Source organism: Microcoleus sp. T3_D1 (genome assembly GCF_036700405.1).
Taxonomy (GTDB): Bacteria; Cyanobacteriota; Cyanobacteriia; order Cyanobacteriales; family Microcoleaceae; genus Microcoleus.
The window spans coordinates 84,160-99,526 of record NZ_JAUBOV010000011.1; the positions used below are offsets into that span (position 1 = coordinate 84,160).

10 protein-coding genes are annotated in these 15,367 nt (G+C 48.3%); 4 read left to right on the top strand and 6 right to left on the bottom strand.

Annotation, left to right across the window (positions count from 1 at the left end; all coding sequences use genetic code 11):
* Positions 1-65 precede the first annotated feature (65 nt).
* From QT992_RS07955 to QT992_RS07975, 5 genes are all read right to left on the bottom strand, one after another.
* Positions 66-305, bottom strand: coding sequence for a hypothetical protein (locus tag QT992_RS07955; RefSeq protein WP_333315922.1), 240 nt, complete (start codon positions 303-305; stop codon positions 66-68).
* Positions 295-1,782, bottom strand: a complete 1,488-nt coding sequence (locus QT992_RS07960) for a PP2C family protein-serine/threonine phosphatase (protein ID WP_333315923.1) — start codon at positions 1,780-1,782, stop codon at positions 295-297. The genes QT992_RS07955 and QT992_RS07960 overlap by 11 nt, the downstream gene beginning before the upstream one ends.
* 677 nt (positions 1,783-2,459) lie before the next feature.
* Positions 2,460-4,217, bottom strand: coding sequence for a signal recognition particle-docking protein FtsY (ftsY, locus tag QT992_RS07965; protein ID WP_333376783.1), 1,758 nt, complete (start codon positions 4,215-4,217; stop codon positions 2,460-2,462).
* A 153-nt stretch (positions 4,218-4,370) separates the two neighbouring features.
* On the bottom strand, positions 4,371-5,003 hold the full coding sequence (gene nusB, locus QT992_RS07970) for a transcription antitermination factor NusB (RefSeq protein WP_333058881.1): 633 nt from the start codon (positions 5,001-5,003) through the stop codon (positions 4,371-4,373).
* Positions 5,004-5,417: 414 nt separating this feature from the next.
* A complete protein-coding gene (locus tag QT992_RS07975) occupies positions 5,418-6,143 on the bottom strand; it encodes a DUF502 domain-containing protein (RefSeq protein ID WP_333290526.1) in 726 nt (241 codons plus the stop codon).
* A gap of 1,488 nt (positions 6,144-7,631) precedes the next feature.
* On the opposite strand from QT992_RS07975, the gene QT992_RS07980 reads away from it, so the two are divergent.
* On the top strand, positions 7,632-8,669 hold the full coding sequence (locus QT992_RS07980; protein WP_333315925.1) for an RRXRR domain-containing protein: 1,038 nt from the start codon (positions 7,632-7,634) through the stop codon (positions 8,667-8,669).
* 174 nt (positions 8,670-8,843) lie between these two features.
* Positions 8,844-11,672, top strand: a complete 2,829-nt coding sequence (locus QT992_RS07985) for a PAS domain S-box protein (protein WP_333341362.1) — start codon at positions 8,844-8,846, stop codon at positions 11,670-11,672.
* Positions 11,673-12,375: 703 nt separating this feature from the next.
* Here the strand turns inward: QT992_RS07985 and QT992_RS07990 are convergent.
* On the bottom strand, positions 12,376-12,573 hold the full coding sequence (locus QT992_RS07990; protein WP_015176637.1) for a hypothetical protein: 198 nt from the start codon (positions 12,571-12,573) through the stop codon (positions 12,376-12,378).
* A 383-nt stretch (positions 12,574-12,956) separates the two neighbouring features.
* Here QT992_RS07990 and QT992_RS07995 point away from each other — a divergent pair, with 383 nt between their 5' ends.
* Together QT992_RS07995 and QT992_RS08000 are read left to right on the top strand one after the other, a co-directional pair.
* A complete protein-coding gene (locus QT992_RS07995) occupies positions 12,957-13,307 on the top strand; it encodes an STAS domain-containing protein (RefSeq protein ID WP_333315927.1) in 351 nt (116 codons plus the stop codon).
* A 143-nt stretch (positions 13,308-13,450) separates the two neighbouring features.
* Positions 13,451-15,367: TIGR03960 family B12-binding radical SAM protein (locus tag QT992_RS08000; RefSeq protein ID WP_333376785.1), on the top strand; the 1,917-nt coding region annotated here is incomplete at its 3' end.

Consider the following 15,367-nt stretch of genomic DNA (forward strand, 5'->3'; position numbering starts at 1 on the left):
AAAGAAGTGAACTTTGGGCTACAAACCTTTTAAATCCGTTCCAGATACCTTCGGCGACAATAACTCTAACGAAAAATCCCTTTCAAGAACCAGCCCACAAAAATACCTATAAAAAAAGCTCCTATTTGACCAGTCGAAACAAAATTGTTCCAAGCTTTCTGGAAATTCGTAAAAATTTCGTAACTTTGAGCCAAAACCACCGTCGAACTCAAATGAGATTTCAAAACTAACACGGGATCGACATCGTTCCAATTAATCGAACTGGTTAATCCCGCAGTAATTTCCGGCATTAAATTAACTATCATGGTGATTTTCTCCGGCTAAAGGTGTTACCCTCAGTACAACCAGTGTCATGTCATCTTCGTTACGATTGCCGATGCCGATAAACTGGTGTACGCGATCGAACAAATAATCCAAAATTTCTTCAGACTGCTGGTAATTTTGACAGGCCCACTGAAAAGCCGAGGTCAAGTTATCCTCATCAAACCGATCGCCCCTTTGATTAGCAGCATCGGTAAATCCGTCTGTGTAATAAATAATAGTATCTCCGGGCTGCAATTGCACGCTTGCTTCTTGGTAATGCGAATCAGCATCCAGCCCAATTAACATTCCCTCCAAAGTATCAAGCTGAAGAATCGAATTAGTTGCAGCTTGCCACAGCAAAGGCGGGTGGTGAGCAGCATTGCTGTAAGACAAAACGCGAGTTTTCGGGTCATACTCCGAATAAAACAGAGTCACAAAACGGTGGGAATTTTCCAAATCCGCGTGCATAACCCGGTTTAAATGTTGCAAAATTCTCGACGGCGAGTGGCGGTTCAAAACCTCCGCCCGCAGCATACCCCGTGTCATCGTCATCAACAGGCCCGCTGGTACTCCTTTGCCCATCACGTCGCCGATGACAATGCTCCAGCGGCCCTTGTCGATTTTGGACTTGAGATTTTTAATTAGGGATGGGGGGTGTTCCCCCTCATTCTCCTTGCCGATCGGGTCATAGTCAGCGGGAATAAAATCATAATAATCTCCGCCGACTCTGCTAGCAGTTTGGCAGCGGGCGGCCACGTCAAGGCCGGGAATTTTCGGACAACTGCGGGGTTGCAGCCGCAATTGAATTTCCGCCCCGATTTCTAACTCTCTGTCTAAGCGGTCTTTTTCCGCCAACTTAACAGTAAGTTCGTCTTTGCAAATAGCCACGGCGGTTTGATCCGCCACCAACCGAACTAATTTCTGTCTGCTAGGAGTCCAGAGATATTGCGGATCGCTGCTAAAAACATAAAGCCGTCCGCGTTCCAAATTGTTGACTAAAATTGGCGCCCCAAACAAATGAACGTCCGGGCCCAAATAACGACCGACTTGCAAGTCTAGACTAGAAGTTTGCCCAGAGGTTTCCGAAAACGTTCCAGCAGTAGCGCCCGCACCTGCTGTAGCTTGCCTGGTGGCTATTTCCAGCGCTTTTCGCATATCTTGGCACTGCCGTCCTTCCTGACAGTGCAACTGCTGGAACCTGACTTGACCGTTGGGTTTGAACAGCACTAAAGCTCCCCCGTCGGCGTCCGTAACGCGAGTCGCCACCAAAGGCACCAACTCCAAAAATTGGTTGAGATTGTTAAAACTTCGCAGGGCAAATCCCAGCGAACCCAACATATCTTGAACGTTGTGCTGATATCGGTGCAAACGCGCCACCAGTTCTTTGAGGGCAAATACTGGCGTCGCGTCGGTGGAATTGCGACCCGAAGGGCGGTCAGCAGGTTGAGGTGAGGGGCGAGGCAAAGGCACAGCAGTCATTTTAAATTTGTGATTTTCGATCTTAGACGGAGTAATGATTGAGGAGTTATATCAATTCCGGTTGCACCGGAATTATTGTTGACTGTTGACTGTTAACTGTTAACTGTTAACTGTCAGTCGAAGAACTGAATGATAGTTGAGTATTGACTGTTGATTCGATTTTACAATTCCGATGCTAGCGGAGTTGATATTACGGGCCCCTTGAACAGAAACCCGTTTTTTTTCGAGCAAGCAGTTTTGTTTGAGGAAGTAAGTTGGACACTAGGACATTGGTATCAACTTAAGTCGGAAATTCTGAAGAAATCTCGTTTATAGCTGAGTCTAGATAGGCCCTAAATTTCCTTAACAAGAAGGGGGACTTTGACCCTTTCCTGTCCCCCCCGACTATTAGGGGGGCGCCAGGGGGATCGGGAAGACTGTGCAATCAGACAGCAGACTGATACTACATTTGAGCTTAATTTGACGCCCTTGCTTTGCCTCGCGCTTCGATCCCAACCAAGTAATAACAGAACGAAGGTATTGTTTCTAGATATTTAGTTTTTACTCGCCACCGGGTGGCGCTCGGCGCAAGTCCTGCGATGGTAGTTTGAGGTTAAGGATTTGAGATTTTGAACCTCTGTATCCGCCTCCAAAAATTGGGACGACCACAGATAGCTCATCAATCTAAAATCTAAAATCTAAAATCTAAAATCGAGTAGGGCTTCCACAAATTCGTAACTAGAAAACGGGCGCAAGTCTTCGATGCTTTCCCCGACTCCAATAAAGCGGATGGGCAGACCAAGCTGCTGCACTACGGCTAGGGCAACACCACCTTTAGCAGAACCGTCGAGTTTTGTCAATACTACTCCGCTTAATTTTGCCGATTCTGCGAACACTTCTGCCTGTCGCAAACCATTTTGACCTAGTGTGGCATCCAAGACCAGTAGAGATTCTACGGTAGCGCCTGGGGCTTTCTTATCTACAATGCGACGGATTTTACTTAATTCGTCCATCAGATTTTTTTTGTTTTGCAGGCGGCCTGCGGTGTCTACGATCAGGAGTTCTGTGCCGCGGGCGCTGGCGGCGGCGATCGCATCAAACACGACAGCAGCCGGATCGGTATTTTTCCCTGGGTTGGCAATAATTTCGACCCCACTGCGGGAGCCCCAAACTTTTACCTGTTCGACGGCGGCGGCGCGGAAAGTGTCGGCGGCGGCAATGAGGGTTTTGTAGCCGGATTTTTGGGCAATATGGGCAAGTTTGCCGATCGTCGTAGTTTTGCCCGCACCGTTGACTCCTACGATTAACCAGATGTTAAAAGTCTCTTTTTCCGGGGCAAATGTCAGGCTGTAGAGGGGATTACCGGCGGCGGTTTCGGCACAGGGAGCGTCGAGAATGTCGCGCAGAATGGTTTTCAGGTAGGCTAGAGCCTGTTCTGGGGGCAGCACTTCTTGTCTGAGTCTTTCTTGGAGGCGACTGATAATGATGTCGGTGGCTGCGACTCCGACATCGGCTTGCAGCAGCAAAGTCTCAATTTCCGCTACCGCGTCTTGATTGAGCGGCCCTTGACCGACGATCGCCTTTAGTCGATTAATTAAGCTGCGGCGAGTTCTTTCTAAGCCTTTCCGCAGTTTTTGCAGCCAAGTGATTTCTTCAACGGATACTTGGTCTGGGCGGCGGCCTTGACTGGCTAAGATTTCTGAAGACCACAGGAAGCCTTCGTCAAAGGCGAAACCGGGAATTTCTTCGATAATTGCGGCTCTCTCGGCGGCGGCTGCAATTACCTCTGGTTCTTCAAGGGCGGTTTCTTTGAGGCGTTCGATGCGCTCCATGCGATCGGCCTGAGCTCTGGCCCAAAACGGCAGGGCTTCCCCTGCTTCGCCGTCGGATGCGAGTGATTCGGTTTCTACAACCTCAGTTGCAGGTTCGGCAATTTCTATATTTTCTGCTGTAACTTCTAATTGTTGAGCTATAGGTGCAATGTCGATCGCCCCGGCTGTGGGTTGCAGAGTTTCTGGAATTTCTGCGGGCGTTGCTGCATCGAGTTCGAGATCCTCGGTTGCTTCAACTGTTGCGGGTTCTGCAACTTCTGGAACTTCTGCAACAGTTGGTGCGGTGGGTGCGGGTTCAAGTTCGATCGGCTCCGTTGCTTCAATAGTCGCCGGTTCTGCAACTTCTGCAACTGTCGCGATTTCTGCTTCGGCTGCTGGAACATCGGGCGCTGCTGTCTCGGAAACTTCTGTTTCGGGTTTTTGCTGTTTTTGAATATTTTTGTAAGCAGCTTTTGCCCAATTGAGATAATCTTCGGCTACAGCAGGAGAACCTTGCTCTGTTGTATCTGTTTGAGGCTCAACCGGTGCGGATTTTGCCGACTCATCTTGCGGCTGTTCGGGGGTTGCTTCTGTTTCAGAAGATTTATTTTCGCTGTACTGGCGACGAAACCAATTAAATACCATAGGAAATTGGGAATATAGTTATTAGTCCTTAGTTTAGAGCGGATTGCCGATTGCGGATTGCGGATTGCTAATGACTCCGGGTAAGGTTGCGCCCCGGCCTGCACCCTCCGGGTAAGGTGCCCGCCCAGCACCCGGAGGACTTATGAGTAAGGACTAGGGACTAACAACTTCTGCGTTGATTTTATCGACTACTCGGCGGAGGACTCCGTTGATGAAGCGATGTCCTTCGTCGCCGCTGTAGCGTTTTGCGAGTTGGACGGCTTCGTTGACGCTGACTTGTTCGGGTAAGCCGAGATATAGCATTTCGGCGATCGCGATTCTCATGATATCTCGATCGATCCGGGCCAACCGTTCTATTTGCCAGTCTACAAGGGCTTCCGAGAGCAATTCATCAATTTGAACACGGTTGGCGCTGACTTTGGTCAGGATTTGCAAAGCGTAGGTGCGGACATCTTGCTGGTTGGCTAGCTGGATCAGTTCTGGAAACTCCATTGCTGAACCGAGACGGTTGATGGCGGTTTGGGTGAGTTCGACTGCTTCCCGCACCATTGCTCTAGCACTTTGTATATCGGCGGCGCGGATTTCGCTGGCAAGCAGTTTGTCGCTACTCCGCTGCACTTCGGATGCTGCTGCTTCTAGGGATTCTTGAACTTCTGTTGTCAGGGTGCGGATGGCGGCGAGGAGAACATCTTGCAGTTTCTTGGCTTCTAAGAGTTCTGGATTCGCCGGCAGTTGGCTGATGCCGAGGAGTGCGAGTTCGCGTGCTGTTTCGCGGGCTTTTTTCATAGTTTTTAGATAGGGATTGAGAATTTAGGAAGTTTTTCGATCGCGCGCGGACTTGAACTTTAGCAGAAAACTCGACTAAAAGCGGTACAAAACCAGCCGTCTGACTCGCCAGCGGCGGGTAGTTTACAGATACTTCGCTGTCAAACCCAAGATTTATGCTCGAAACCGGGTTTCTGAGTATAGCCTTTCTCGGTTTGGGCTGGTTTTGTCGAAATATTATCTGCTATGGGGAAAGTTTACACGGCCTTACCAGAAAGAATTGGTTTAAAGCCCCAAGCCTGATCGGGAGAAATTAAAAGAAGACTATTCATTACTCCAATCCTCTTCCTTCCAGCTAGAGGTCGCCCTTTTGCGGTCAACTGTCAACTGTCAACTGTCAACTGTCAACTGAAGGGCCACTAAAGATGTCTTGGTTCAATCTTCTTCGACTGGGACAGCCTGGTATCTTGATTCGGATACCAAGGGTTCGAGTGTTTTGCCCTTGATGTTTTCGGGGTTTACTGGAACTGAGTTGCTGGGGTTGACGATGCCGCCGGAGATGATGACTTTAAAGGCATCTTCGATCGACATTGACAAATTGACTAAATCTGCTTCCGGGACTATAGCGTACCATCCGGTGGTGGGGTTGGGAGTGGTGGGGATGAAAATGCCGATCGGGGTTTCACCGGAAAGGTGAGGTGGGATGTCGTTACTCTCGATCGTACCGGTCACAAATGCTAAAGTCCAGATTCCCCGCCGGGGATATTCCACTAACACCACGCGGCGAAATTTGTCGTTTGATTTGAGGAGGGTTCCCAGCAGTTGTTTGAGGGTTTTGTAAACCGAACCGGCTAGGGGAATTGCCTGCAACACCCGTTCGCCAAAGTCTAGCAGCCACTTACCGAAAATGTTGCGGGCCATTAAGCCGATGACTAAGATGCTCAGCAGGGGTACAGCCAGCCCTACTAAAAGATTTAGCAGATTCACCAAAATCGGGTGGAGTCCGTCAAAAGGGTTGATCTGCTTGGGAATTTTGGTGAGAAAATTGATCACCCAACTGGCGACGGTAATTGTCAGCCAGATGGTGGTAGCTAAGGGTATCACTACCAATAGTCCTGCGATCAGGTCGTTTTTTAAGTCTTGTTTGATGCGTTGGAGCACGGCGGGTCAAATCTCCTCGTAACTGGTTCCCAATAACCTGAATAAAGCTGAGACTAAAGCAACTGCACGGGCTTTACTGGATGTCACCATAGACGATCGTCTTCAATTCTGCTAAACCCTACCCTTTCTAAGGGGGAAGAGTTAGGGATCGCCGGTGCTGTACCTCTATTTTAAAGAATTATTGCAAGTTGGCGCTTGATTTTAATATATGCGGGCTGTGCAGCAGATCACCGTATTGTATATTTTAAGACATTTTGGGTCGGTTCAATCAATAAGCCGATCGGTCAATCGATTTTAGATTTTAGATTTTAGATTTTAGATTTTAGAGGCGACCCCACGGATAAATGGGGGGGCTTGAGGATTTTAGATTTTCGATTTTGGATGGATTCCACGGATAAATCACGTGGCGGGTACCACCTTTGAAATTCGTGGTCTGAGACAGCCGGGGAGTCGAAGTGTAGCGAGTCCAAATAAAATTTTCTGTGATTGGTATCGGAAATTAATTGGTCGATCGAACTTTCTCAGATTTTCGGTGGGGTGGCACTTCGTTTTACTTATATCTTGCACCATTTTCCATAAGCTTTTTATGGACGGGCTCTCCTGCCCATCCCACAATCAAATTCACTCTTTGTGGAACAGGCATCTTGCCTGTTCTCGAAAAAGGTGCAACATATGAGTTTTACCTAATTCAGGGCAATCTCTGCAGGTTGAGTGCAGTGTGTCTGGAAAAATATATCTTTGGGTAGATGCAATGTAACCAGTCGCTATTAAAGTAAGGGTAATTTTTGAGGGGCAACTACGATAAACAAGGCAACAGTTGCCTACCATGAAACACTTGCATGGTAGGCAAATCCGGCAAAAAGTAAAGCAGACATACCAGCAACTTTGACTTTTTTTGACACGATTGCTCGATATTCAGGAAATAAGGGGAGAATTCAAGGGAATTCGAGTTTGAGAGGAGTGGCAAAGCAATATAGAATTAACTCGTGCATCACTACAAAAAAAAATAATCTGCCAAACGAGGTAGCAGTAGTTAGTAGCAAGCGAGATAAATTACTACATAGCTAGTTGTTTCTAGCCAGAAGCGCGAAACTATTTGTTCAACAGGGTATAGCTAAACTGCTGCATAGAAGCAAGACTCCAGCGGTGCCGATTCCTTGGAAGCAGACGAAAGTTAAGGAAAAACAAGCGTACTAGCCAATCAAGTCAGAGCGGGAATTCACCTCGCGGCAAGCAGCAATAGACTTGGTTACAAGTTAGGATTGAGATGTCACTAACCCCAGCCTAAAGGCATGGGGCTTGAAAGAGGAAGGCTTACCACCTTCTTAATTCAAGACTAAAACAGTGTCTAGCCTGCGTCTTTAAGACAAACTGAGCCATCTGGGAGTGGTATCCCACCAGACGTTAAGAATGCCTCCCTAGTTTTTAACCGCTCGGATGTGCTAGTGGCGAAGGGAAATATATACCTAGAAATAGGACTTACCGTAAATGTTTGTACCCGTTGTCAACAGTGAAAATAGACCCCTAATGCCGACTACCCCAAGCCGTGCAAAGCGTTGGATTAAGTCAGGTAAGGCTGCACCATTCTGGAAAAAGGGGGTATTTTGTGTTCGATTGAATGTAGAACCTTCAAGCCACAATTATCAACCAATAGCAGTTGGCATCGATCCAGGCAGCAAGCGTGAAGGATTTACCGTTAAATCTAAATCCCATACCTACTTAAACATCCAAACCCATGCGATCGATTGGGTAAAAGACCATGTTGAGGTCAGGCGCAATATGCGACGTGCGAGGCGATTTCGGAATACTCCATGCCGTCAAAACCGAGCTAACAGATTAGTTAACAAAAATCGCATACCCCCATCTACTAAGTCAAGGTGGCAGTGGAAGTTAAGGATAGTTAATTGGTTAACCTCTATGTTTCCCGTATCAGCTTTTGTTGTAGAGGACATCAAAGCCCGTACTTGGAAAAACGGCTCGCCCGTGTGGAACGTATCGTTTAGCCCCTTAGAAGTAGGCAAACACTGGTTCTATTCTGAACTCATAAAGATTGCCCATCTTGAGATTAGATCGGGAAACGATACTTACGAACTGCGTCAAAATTTAGGACTCCAAAAGTCAAAACAGAAACTATCAAACAAGTTTGAGGCTCACTGCGTTGATTCTTGGGTGTTGGCTAATTGGTACACGGGAGGACACATTCGACCCGACAACACCAAGCTAACAGAAGTAATCCCCCTTGAGTGTCATCGCAGACAGCTCCATCGCTTGCAACATTCCACAGGTCATATTCGCCCTCGTTATGGTGGCACAATTAGTATCGGGTTTAAGCGCGGTTCAATTGTTAAACACCCTAAATACGGATTTTGTTACGTTGGCGGTTGGCAAGAATCTCCAACAAAGAAAGACCCGTACCGGAAAACAATTAGCTTGCACGATTTAAAAACTGGCAAGCGTCTAACTCAAAACGCATCGCCCGCAGATTGTAAATTTTTGTCTTACAACTCGTGGCGCATTACAAATTAAATTGTAAAGCCGTCCTAGAAGGACGGGGTTTCTACCCATTTTTCTGATGAAACCAATTGATTTTTACATTTTTTTATGCCATTGAAAACGCAAGACTTTTTTGGGCTTCACTTAAAGCCGCAGCCAGATCAAATTTTGTATCCGGGAATTAATATTTAAGTAAAAGGAATTTTTGTGAAAACGCTCAATATCCTCTTAGTAGAAGACAGTCCCCTAGATGCCGAACTGATTGAGGCATATCTAGTGGATGGCGGGCTCCAATTTTCTCTGGTGTGTGTGGAAAATCGAGAAGACTTTGCCACGGCGCTGGAAAAACAACGTTTTGACATTATTTTGGCAGATTATATGCTGCCTTGTTTTAACGGGATAGCTGCACTGGAAATCGCCCACACTACTTGTCCGGGAGTGCCGTTTATTTTTGTTTCGGCTACTTTGGGCGAGGAAGTGGCGATCGAAACTTTGAAAAGCGGCGCTACTGATTATGTTCTCAAACGCCGTTTGATACGCTTGGTGCCGTCGATTCAGCGGGCCCTGCGGGAAGTTCAAGAACGGAACGAGCGCAAGCAAGCCGAAGCACAGCAGCAGGAAAGCGAAGCTCGATTTCGGATTATGGCAGATACCGCGCCGGTGATGATTTGGATGTCGGACACTGACCAACTTGGCGATTACTTTAACAAAGTTTGGCTGGAGTTTACCGGTAGAACTTTAGCGCAAGAAAGGGGCACGGGTTGGATGGAAAGCTTGCACCCAGAGGACTTGCCAGAATGTCTGGATATTTACCAAAAAGCCTTCGACGCTGGCAGCGAGTACCGGCTCGAATGCCGCCTGAGACGCTATGACGGGGAATACCGCTGGGTTTTGGGTACGGGCGTACCCCGGTACAGGCCCGATCGCACTTTTGCAGGTTTCATCGGTTCTTACATCGATATTAGCGATCGAAAACAGGCAGAACAAGAACGGGCTGCCGCTTTGGAGCGCGAACAAGCAGCGAGGTTGCAAGCAGAAGAAACAGCTAAAGCGCTGCTATCGGCAAACGCTCAAGTTACTAACATTCTCGAAAGCATTACCGATGCTTTTATTGCAGTAGATTTAAATTGGAACTATACCTATGTCAACCACCAAGCTATTGAGCTTTTAGGCAGACCAAAAGTAGAACTGATCGGTAAAAAGGTTTGGGAAATATTTCCCTGGGCTGTCGATTTACAGTTTTACCAAATGGCGACCAAAGCAGTAGCAGAAAAGGTAACAATCGAGTATGAAGAATTCGTGCCGCTATGGAATAAGTGGTTGAAGGTGCGTTTTTATCCTTCCGATTCTGGTTTGTCGGCTTACATCCAAGACGTTAGCGATCGCAAGCAAGCAGAAGCTGCATTCAAAGCTAGCGAAGAAAAGCTGAGAATGTTGGTCGAAGCTAACTTAATAGGCATTATGTTCGGGGATGTTAACGGCCGTATCATGGAGGCAAACGATGAATTTTTGCGGATAGTGGGTTACACGCGGGAACAGTTGCAGCGCGGGGAATTAAACTGGATTGAGATCGCGCCGCCGGAGTACCGGTCTCTTGACGAGAAGGGGATTGCAGAGGCACAAGAAACGGGAGTTTGCACTCCCTACGAAAAGGAATTCTGGAGGAGAGACGGCAGCCGGATTCCGGTGCTGATCGGATATGTTTTGCTGGCGCAAAAGCGACAAGAATCTGTGGCTTTTATTCTCGATTTGACGGTTGGCAAGCAGTTGGAAAGAGAACTGCACGATCGAGCCGAGGAATTGGCGCGGGCGAACCGGATTAAAGACGAGTTTCTAGGAACTTTGTCCCACGAATTGCGGACGCCGCTGAATGCGATGCTGGGATGGGCACAACTGTTGCGAAACCGCAAGTTTGACGAAAAAACGACTGTTCGGGCTCTGGAAACGATCGACCGCAATACGCGCTCGCTGGCAACTCTGATCGACGATTTGCTGGACGTGTCGCAGATTATTACCGGGAAACTGTCGCTGAATTTGCGGTGGGTGGATGTGATTTCGACTGTTGAGGCTGCGATAAAGACTCTCGCGGCCGCGATTGGGGCAAAAAATATTGAAATTGTGACGGATTTCGACCCAACTGTGGGGCGGATTTGTGGCGATGCCGGCCGCTTGCAACAGGTGGCGTGGAATTTGCTGTCGAATGCGATTAAGTTTACTCCCGATGGCGGACAGGTGAGGGTGGCGGTGCGGAAGGTGGAGGGGACGATGACCCGTGAGGAATCCGCTTGCTGTAAGAATTTGTCGCCCGCTAGTGTGGAAATTGAGGTCAGCGACACGGGACAAGGGATTGCGGAAGAGTTTTTGCCCCACGTTTTCGAGCGGTTCAGCCAAGCTGACAGCTCTATAAGGCGATCGTACAACGGATTGGGTTTGGGTTTGGCCCTAGTGCGTCATTTTGTGGAAATGCACGGGGGGACGGTGCAAGCGGCATCGGCTGGGAAGGGACAGGGAGCGAGCTTTTTGGTGAGATTGCCAATTAAACAGCCGCGTGGCGACGGCGGATTTTCTGTTTCCGGGTCGGGGGAGTTTGGGGCTCCTCAAAGCCAGCCGCCAGCCGCTGTAAAGGAGTCTTTTGTCAGCAGCAATCTTTCGGGAGTGCGGGTGTTGGTGGTCGATATCGACGCGGATTCCCTCGATTTTACCTGTACAGTGCTCGAAGATTGCGGGGCCTTGGTGGAGACCGCTAGGTCGGGAATCGAAGCCTTGGAGGCGATTGAAAGGCTGAATCCAGATGTGTTGGCGATCGATATCGAGATGCAGACCCCTGATGGAGAGGCTTTGCTGCGGCAAGTGCGATCGCGGATGGCGGACAGGGAAATTCCGGCGTTGGCGTTCACGGCGGTTGGTAGGGTAGAGGAACGGATACGGGCACTGCAGCAAGGTTTTCAAATTTACGTGCCCAAGCCGATCGAGCCTGCTGAGTTGGTGGCGGTGGTGGCAAGTTTGGCGGCGCGATCGAACGATTTTAGATTTTAGATTTTAGATTTTAGATTGACTCCGGGATGACGGATGTTGTAACTACACATCAATTTTCTGGCATTCGAGCGATCGGATAATAATTCTTAGGACTAAGGCCAACTGGCACTACGTACTTAAAATTTAAGCTTTATTTGTGACTGTTGCCCTTAGTCGTAATCCTGCCGAAAAACTTTTTTTAGTATGAATTAGACTTAAAGCTAATTTGTCAAGTCCCAAAAGTTAGAAATTTAATTTAGGTCACAGTGTGTAGTTTTTGATAGTGATAGCAGTTTCTAAAAGGAATGCAACTGTAGACAAGTTCCAAACCCCGATAATCATCAGTATTACTATTTGTAAAATCTAAAATCTAAAATCTAAAATCTAAAATTGTATGAGGTTCATGGACGATCGCCCTTAACAGTCTCTCCTCAAATATCAAGTTCAGCAATTAGCTGCTTTATTAAGCATGACTCTTAGTTACAATTAACCTAATTTGTCATACCCCAAAAGTTATAGATTTAATTTAAGTCAAAGTTTTTAGCTTTTGATCGGAGGTGCAGGGACGATCGCCCTTAACAGTATCTCCTCAAATATTAAGTTCAGCAACGAGATGCTTCATTAGAAAAATATTCGGCCGGCGTAAATGCTTATAACACTCCTCTATTGCCCGCCGTGCAAGGATTTTTTGATTCTTGGATGTGGACTCGCCGCCCGATTCCCACTATCGACGGCTAGATACCAATTGCACCCGACCGGCATCCATTTCATCCATTAATAACTCTAAAGCCTCATAATCAATATCCGAGATGTACCCCAAACGGGTGAGCTCGTAATTGATTTCGTTTTCAATGTCAGGCGTCAACTGCTTAATGTAGAGGGCTTTTTCTACAAGTTGACGAATAGCATGAGTTGCTTGCATAGTAAGTCGGAGAACTCCGTACAGTTTTATTCTCCTCTAAACTGTCGAGCAAACAGGTGATCTAGATCAGAACTCATAAGTGATTTAAATTACATTGTTCAGTTTTATCTAACAGCTAGGGCAAAGTCGATCGCAATTTTTATAGTTACCAAGACTCAACCTGCAGACCTAAATAAAAAATAGTATAGTAGCTTACGTTTCCTCCCCAAATCTTACGCAAAACTTCATAAAAAAGAGTCAATAAATAAAGATTCAGTAAAACTACTGACAACAACTGGTCAGTTTGCCTCAAATTAAGTTAGGCTCAGAGTAATCAAGTAGGTTTAGGCTTACATCCGTCCAGCGCAGTAGTTGAAAATACGTAGCAATCATAGGTTTGACATATGCAGACACTTCTTGCCCATAAACCAATTACGGTGATTCGACCCCTAGACTACCTGAATGCAGCCACCTGCGGAGAATTCGACGTACAACTAACGACAGCAATTGCAGCCCCCGGAGTGGTAGCGGTACTCGTAGATTTGGCCGAAGTAAAATTTATTGACAGTGCCGGTTTAATGACATTGGTTTCCGGCCTCAAGCAGGCGAAAAAAATTGGGCGCCGGTTTAGTCTTTGCTCGGTATCCCCTGGGATTAAGATGATTCTGGAACTCAGCCAACTCGATCGAGTTTTTGAGATATTTGAAAATGTCGATAGCTTTGAGGCCGAAAACTCCTGCGTAAAACAACACTGATAAAGCCTCCTCATCGACGAGAACAGGCAACAAAACACAGCAAATTCGGTTAAATGGCCGAAAAGACAGACGACTGTCGTTGGCGTGTTGGCAGATTTTAAGGTAGGCTGCTTAAGAGTCGCAACTATTTAGCGAGTCGAGCCGTGGCAGTAAAAGTCGAAGAATTACTTACAGCAGAGATTAATCAGCCTGCTCGTTATCTGGGAAACGAATTGGGGGCTACGCACAAGCCTTGGGACGCGGCGTCTGTGCGCTGGGTTCTCACTTACCCAGAAGTGTATGAAGTTGGTGCTTCCAATCTGGGGCACATCATCCTTTACAACATTTTGAATGCTTTGCCGAGGCAGTTGTGCGATCGGGCTTATTTGCCCGCCGCCGACTTGGCAGCAAAACTGCGATCCTCTCCGAGGGCTGCGCTAACGACCAAAACTCCGCTGTTTGCCGTAGAATCGAGGCGATCGCTCACAGAATTTGATATTCTGGGCTTCAGCCTCAGCTACGAACTCGGAGCAACAAACATTCTGGAAATGCTGGATTTAGCCGGCATTCCCCTAACTTGGCAAGAAAGAGCGACCAATCCCCAAAACGGTCAAATGCCGCTGATTTTTGCTGGCGGGCAAACGGCAACTTCCAACCCCGAACCCTACGCGGACTTTTTTGACTTCATCGCTTTGGGAGATGGAGAAGAGTTGCTGCCAGAAATTGGCTTGATTTTGGCAGAAGGCAAAACAAATAATTTGAGCCGAGAAGCATTGCTGCTGGATTTAGCGCAAATTCCCGGTGTCTACGTCCCGCAATTCTACGATATGGCGGCCGACGGTTCTGTTCATCCCAACCGCCCGCAAGTTCCAGAACGAATTCTGCGCCGCGTGGCGACTCCGATACCAGCTTATTCGATCGGCCTGGTTCCCTACGTCCAGACAGTACACGACAGACTGACAGTAGAAATCCGCCGGGGATGCACCCGCGGCTGTCGCTTCTGTCAGCCGGGAATGCTGACTCGCCCCGCGCGCGATGTCGAACCTCAGCAAGTCGTAGAGGCGATCGAACAAGGGATGCAAGCCACCGGGCACAGCGAGTTTTCCCTGCTTTCCCTGAGTTGTTCCGACTATCTGGCACTCCCAGCAGTCGGCATGGAAATCAAAAATCGCCTGAAAGATAAAAATATTTCTCTGTCTCTACCCAGTCAGCGGGTTGACAGATTTGACGATAATATTGCCGACATTCTCGGCGGGACGCGGCAAGGCGGTTTGACTTTTGCGCCGGAAGCTGGTACTCAGCGGATGCGCGACATCGTTAACAAAGGTTTGACCAACGAAGAATTGCTTCGGGGTGTCAAAACTGCGGTCGATCGCGGCTGGGATAAAATCAAGCTGTATTTTATGATCGGTTTGCCCGGAGAAACAGATTTTGATGTTCTGGGCATCGCCGAAACAGTCCGCTGGCTGCACAGGGAATGCAGGATCAATGGCAGGCGGGGACTGACTTTTAACTTGACAATTTCTAATTTTACGCCTAAGCCTCACACTCCTTTTCAGTGGCACTCGGTTTCTACTGCTGAGTTTTCCCGCAAGCAAAAACTCCTGAAGGAAGAGTTTCGGGGGATGCGGGGCGTCAAGGTGAATTACACTGATGTGCGGATTTCGGCAATGGAGGATTTTGTCGGACGGGGCGATCGACGTTTGGCTGCTGTAGTCCGCCGCGCTTGGGAACTTGGCGCGGGTATGGATGCCTGGTGGGAAAGCTTGGATCAGGCTTACAAAGCTTGGACTCAGGCGATCGATGAGTCGGGCCTTACCTGGAAATACCGCCAAGTCGAAAGCGGTGAGTGGAATCTTTTTGAGAAGGAAGAGGAGCACGACACGGATGCGGACACGGATACACGGATGGATTTAACGGCGGGGGCGGGCACGGGGACACCGCCCCTACCAGCGGGGGCGGGCACGGGGACACCGCCCCTACCAGCGGGGGCGGGCACGGGGGCACCGCCCCTACCAGCGGGGGCGGGCACGGGGACACCGCCCCTACCAGCGGGGGCGGGCACGGGGACACCGCCCCTA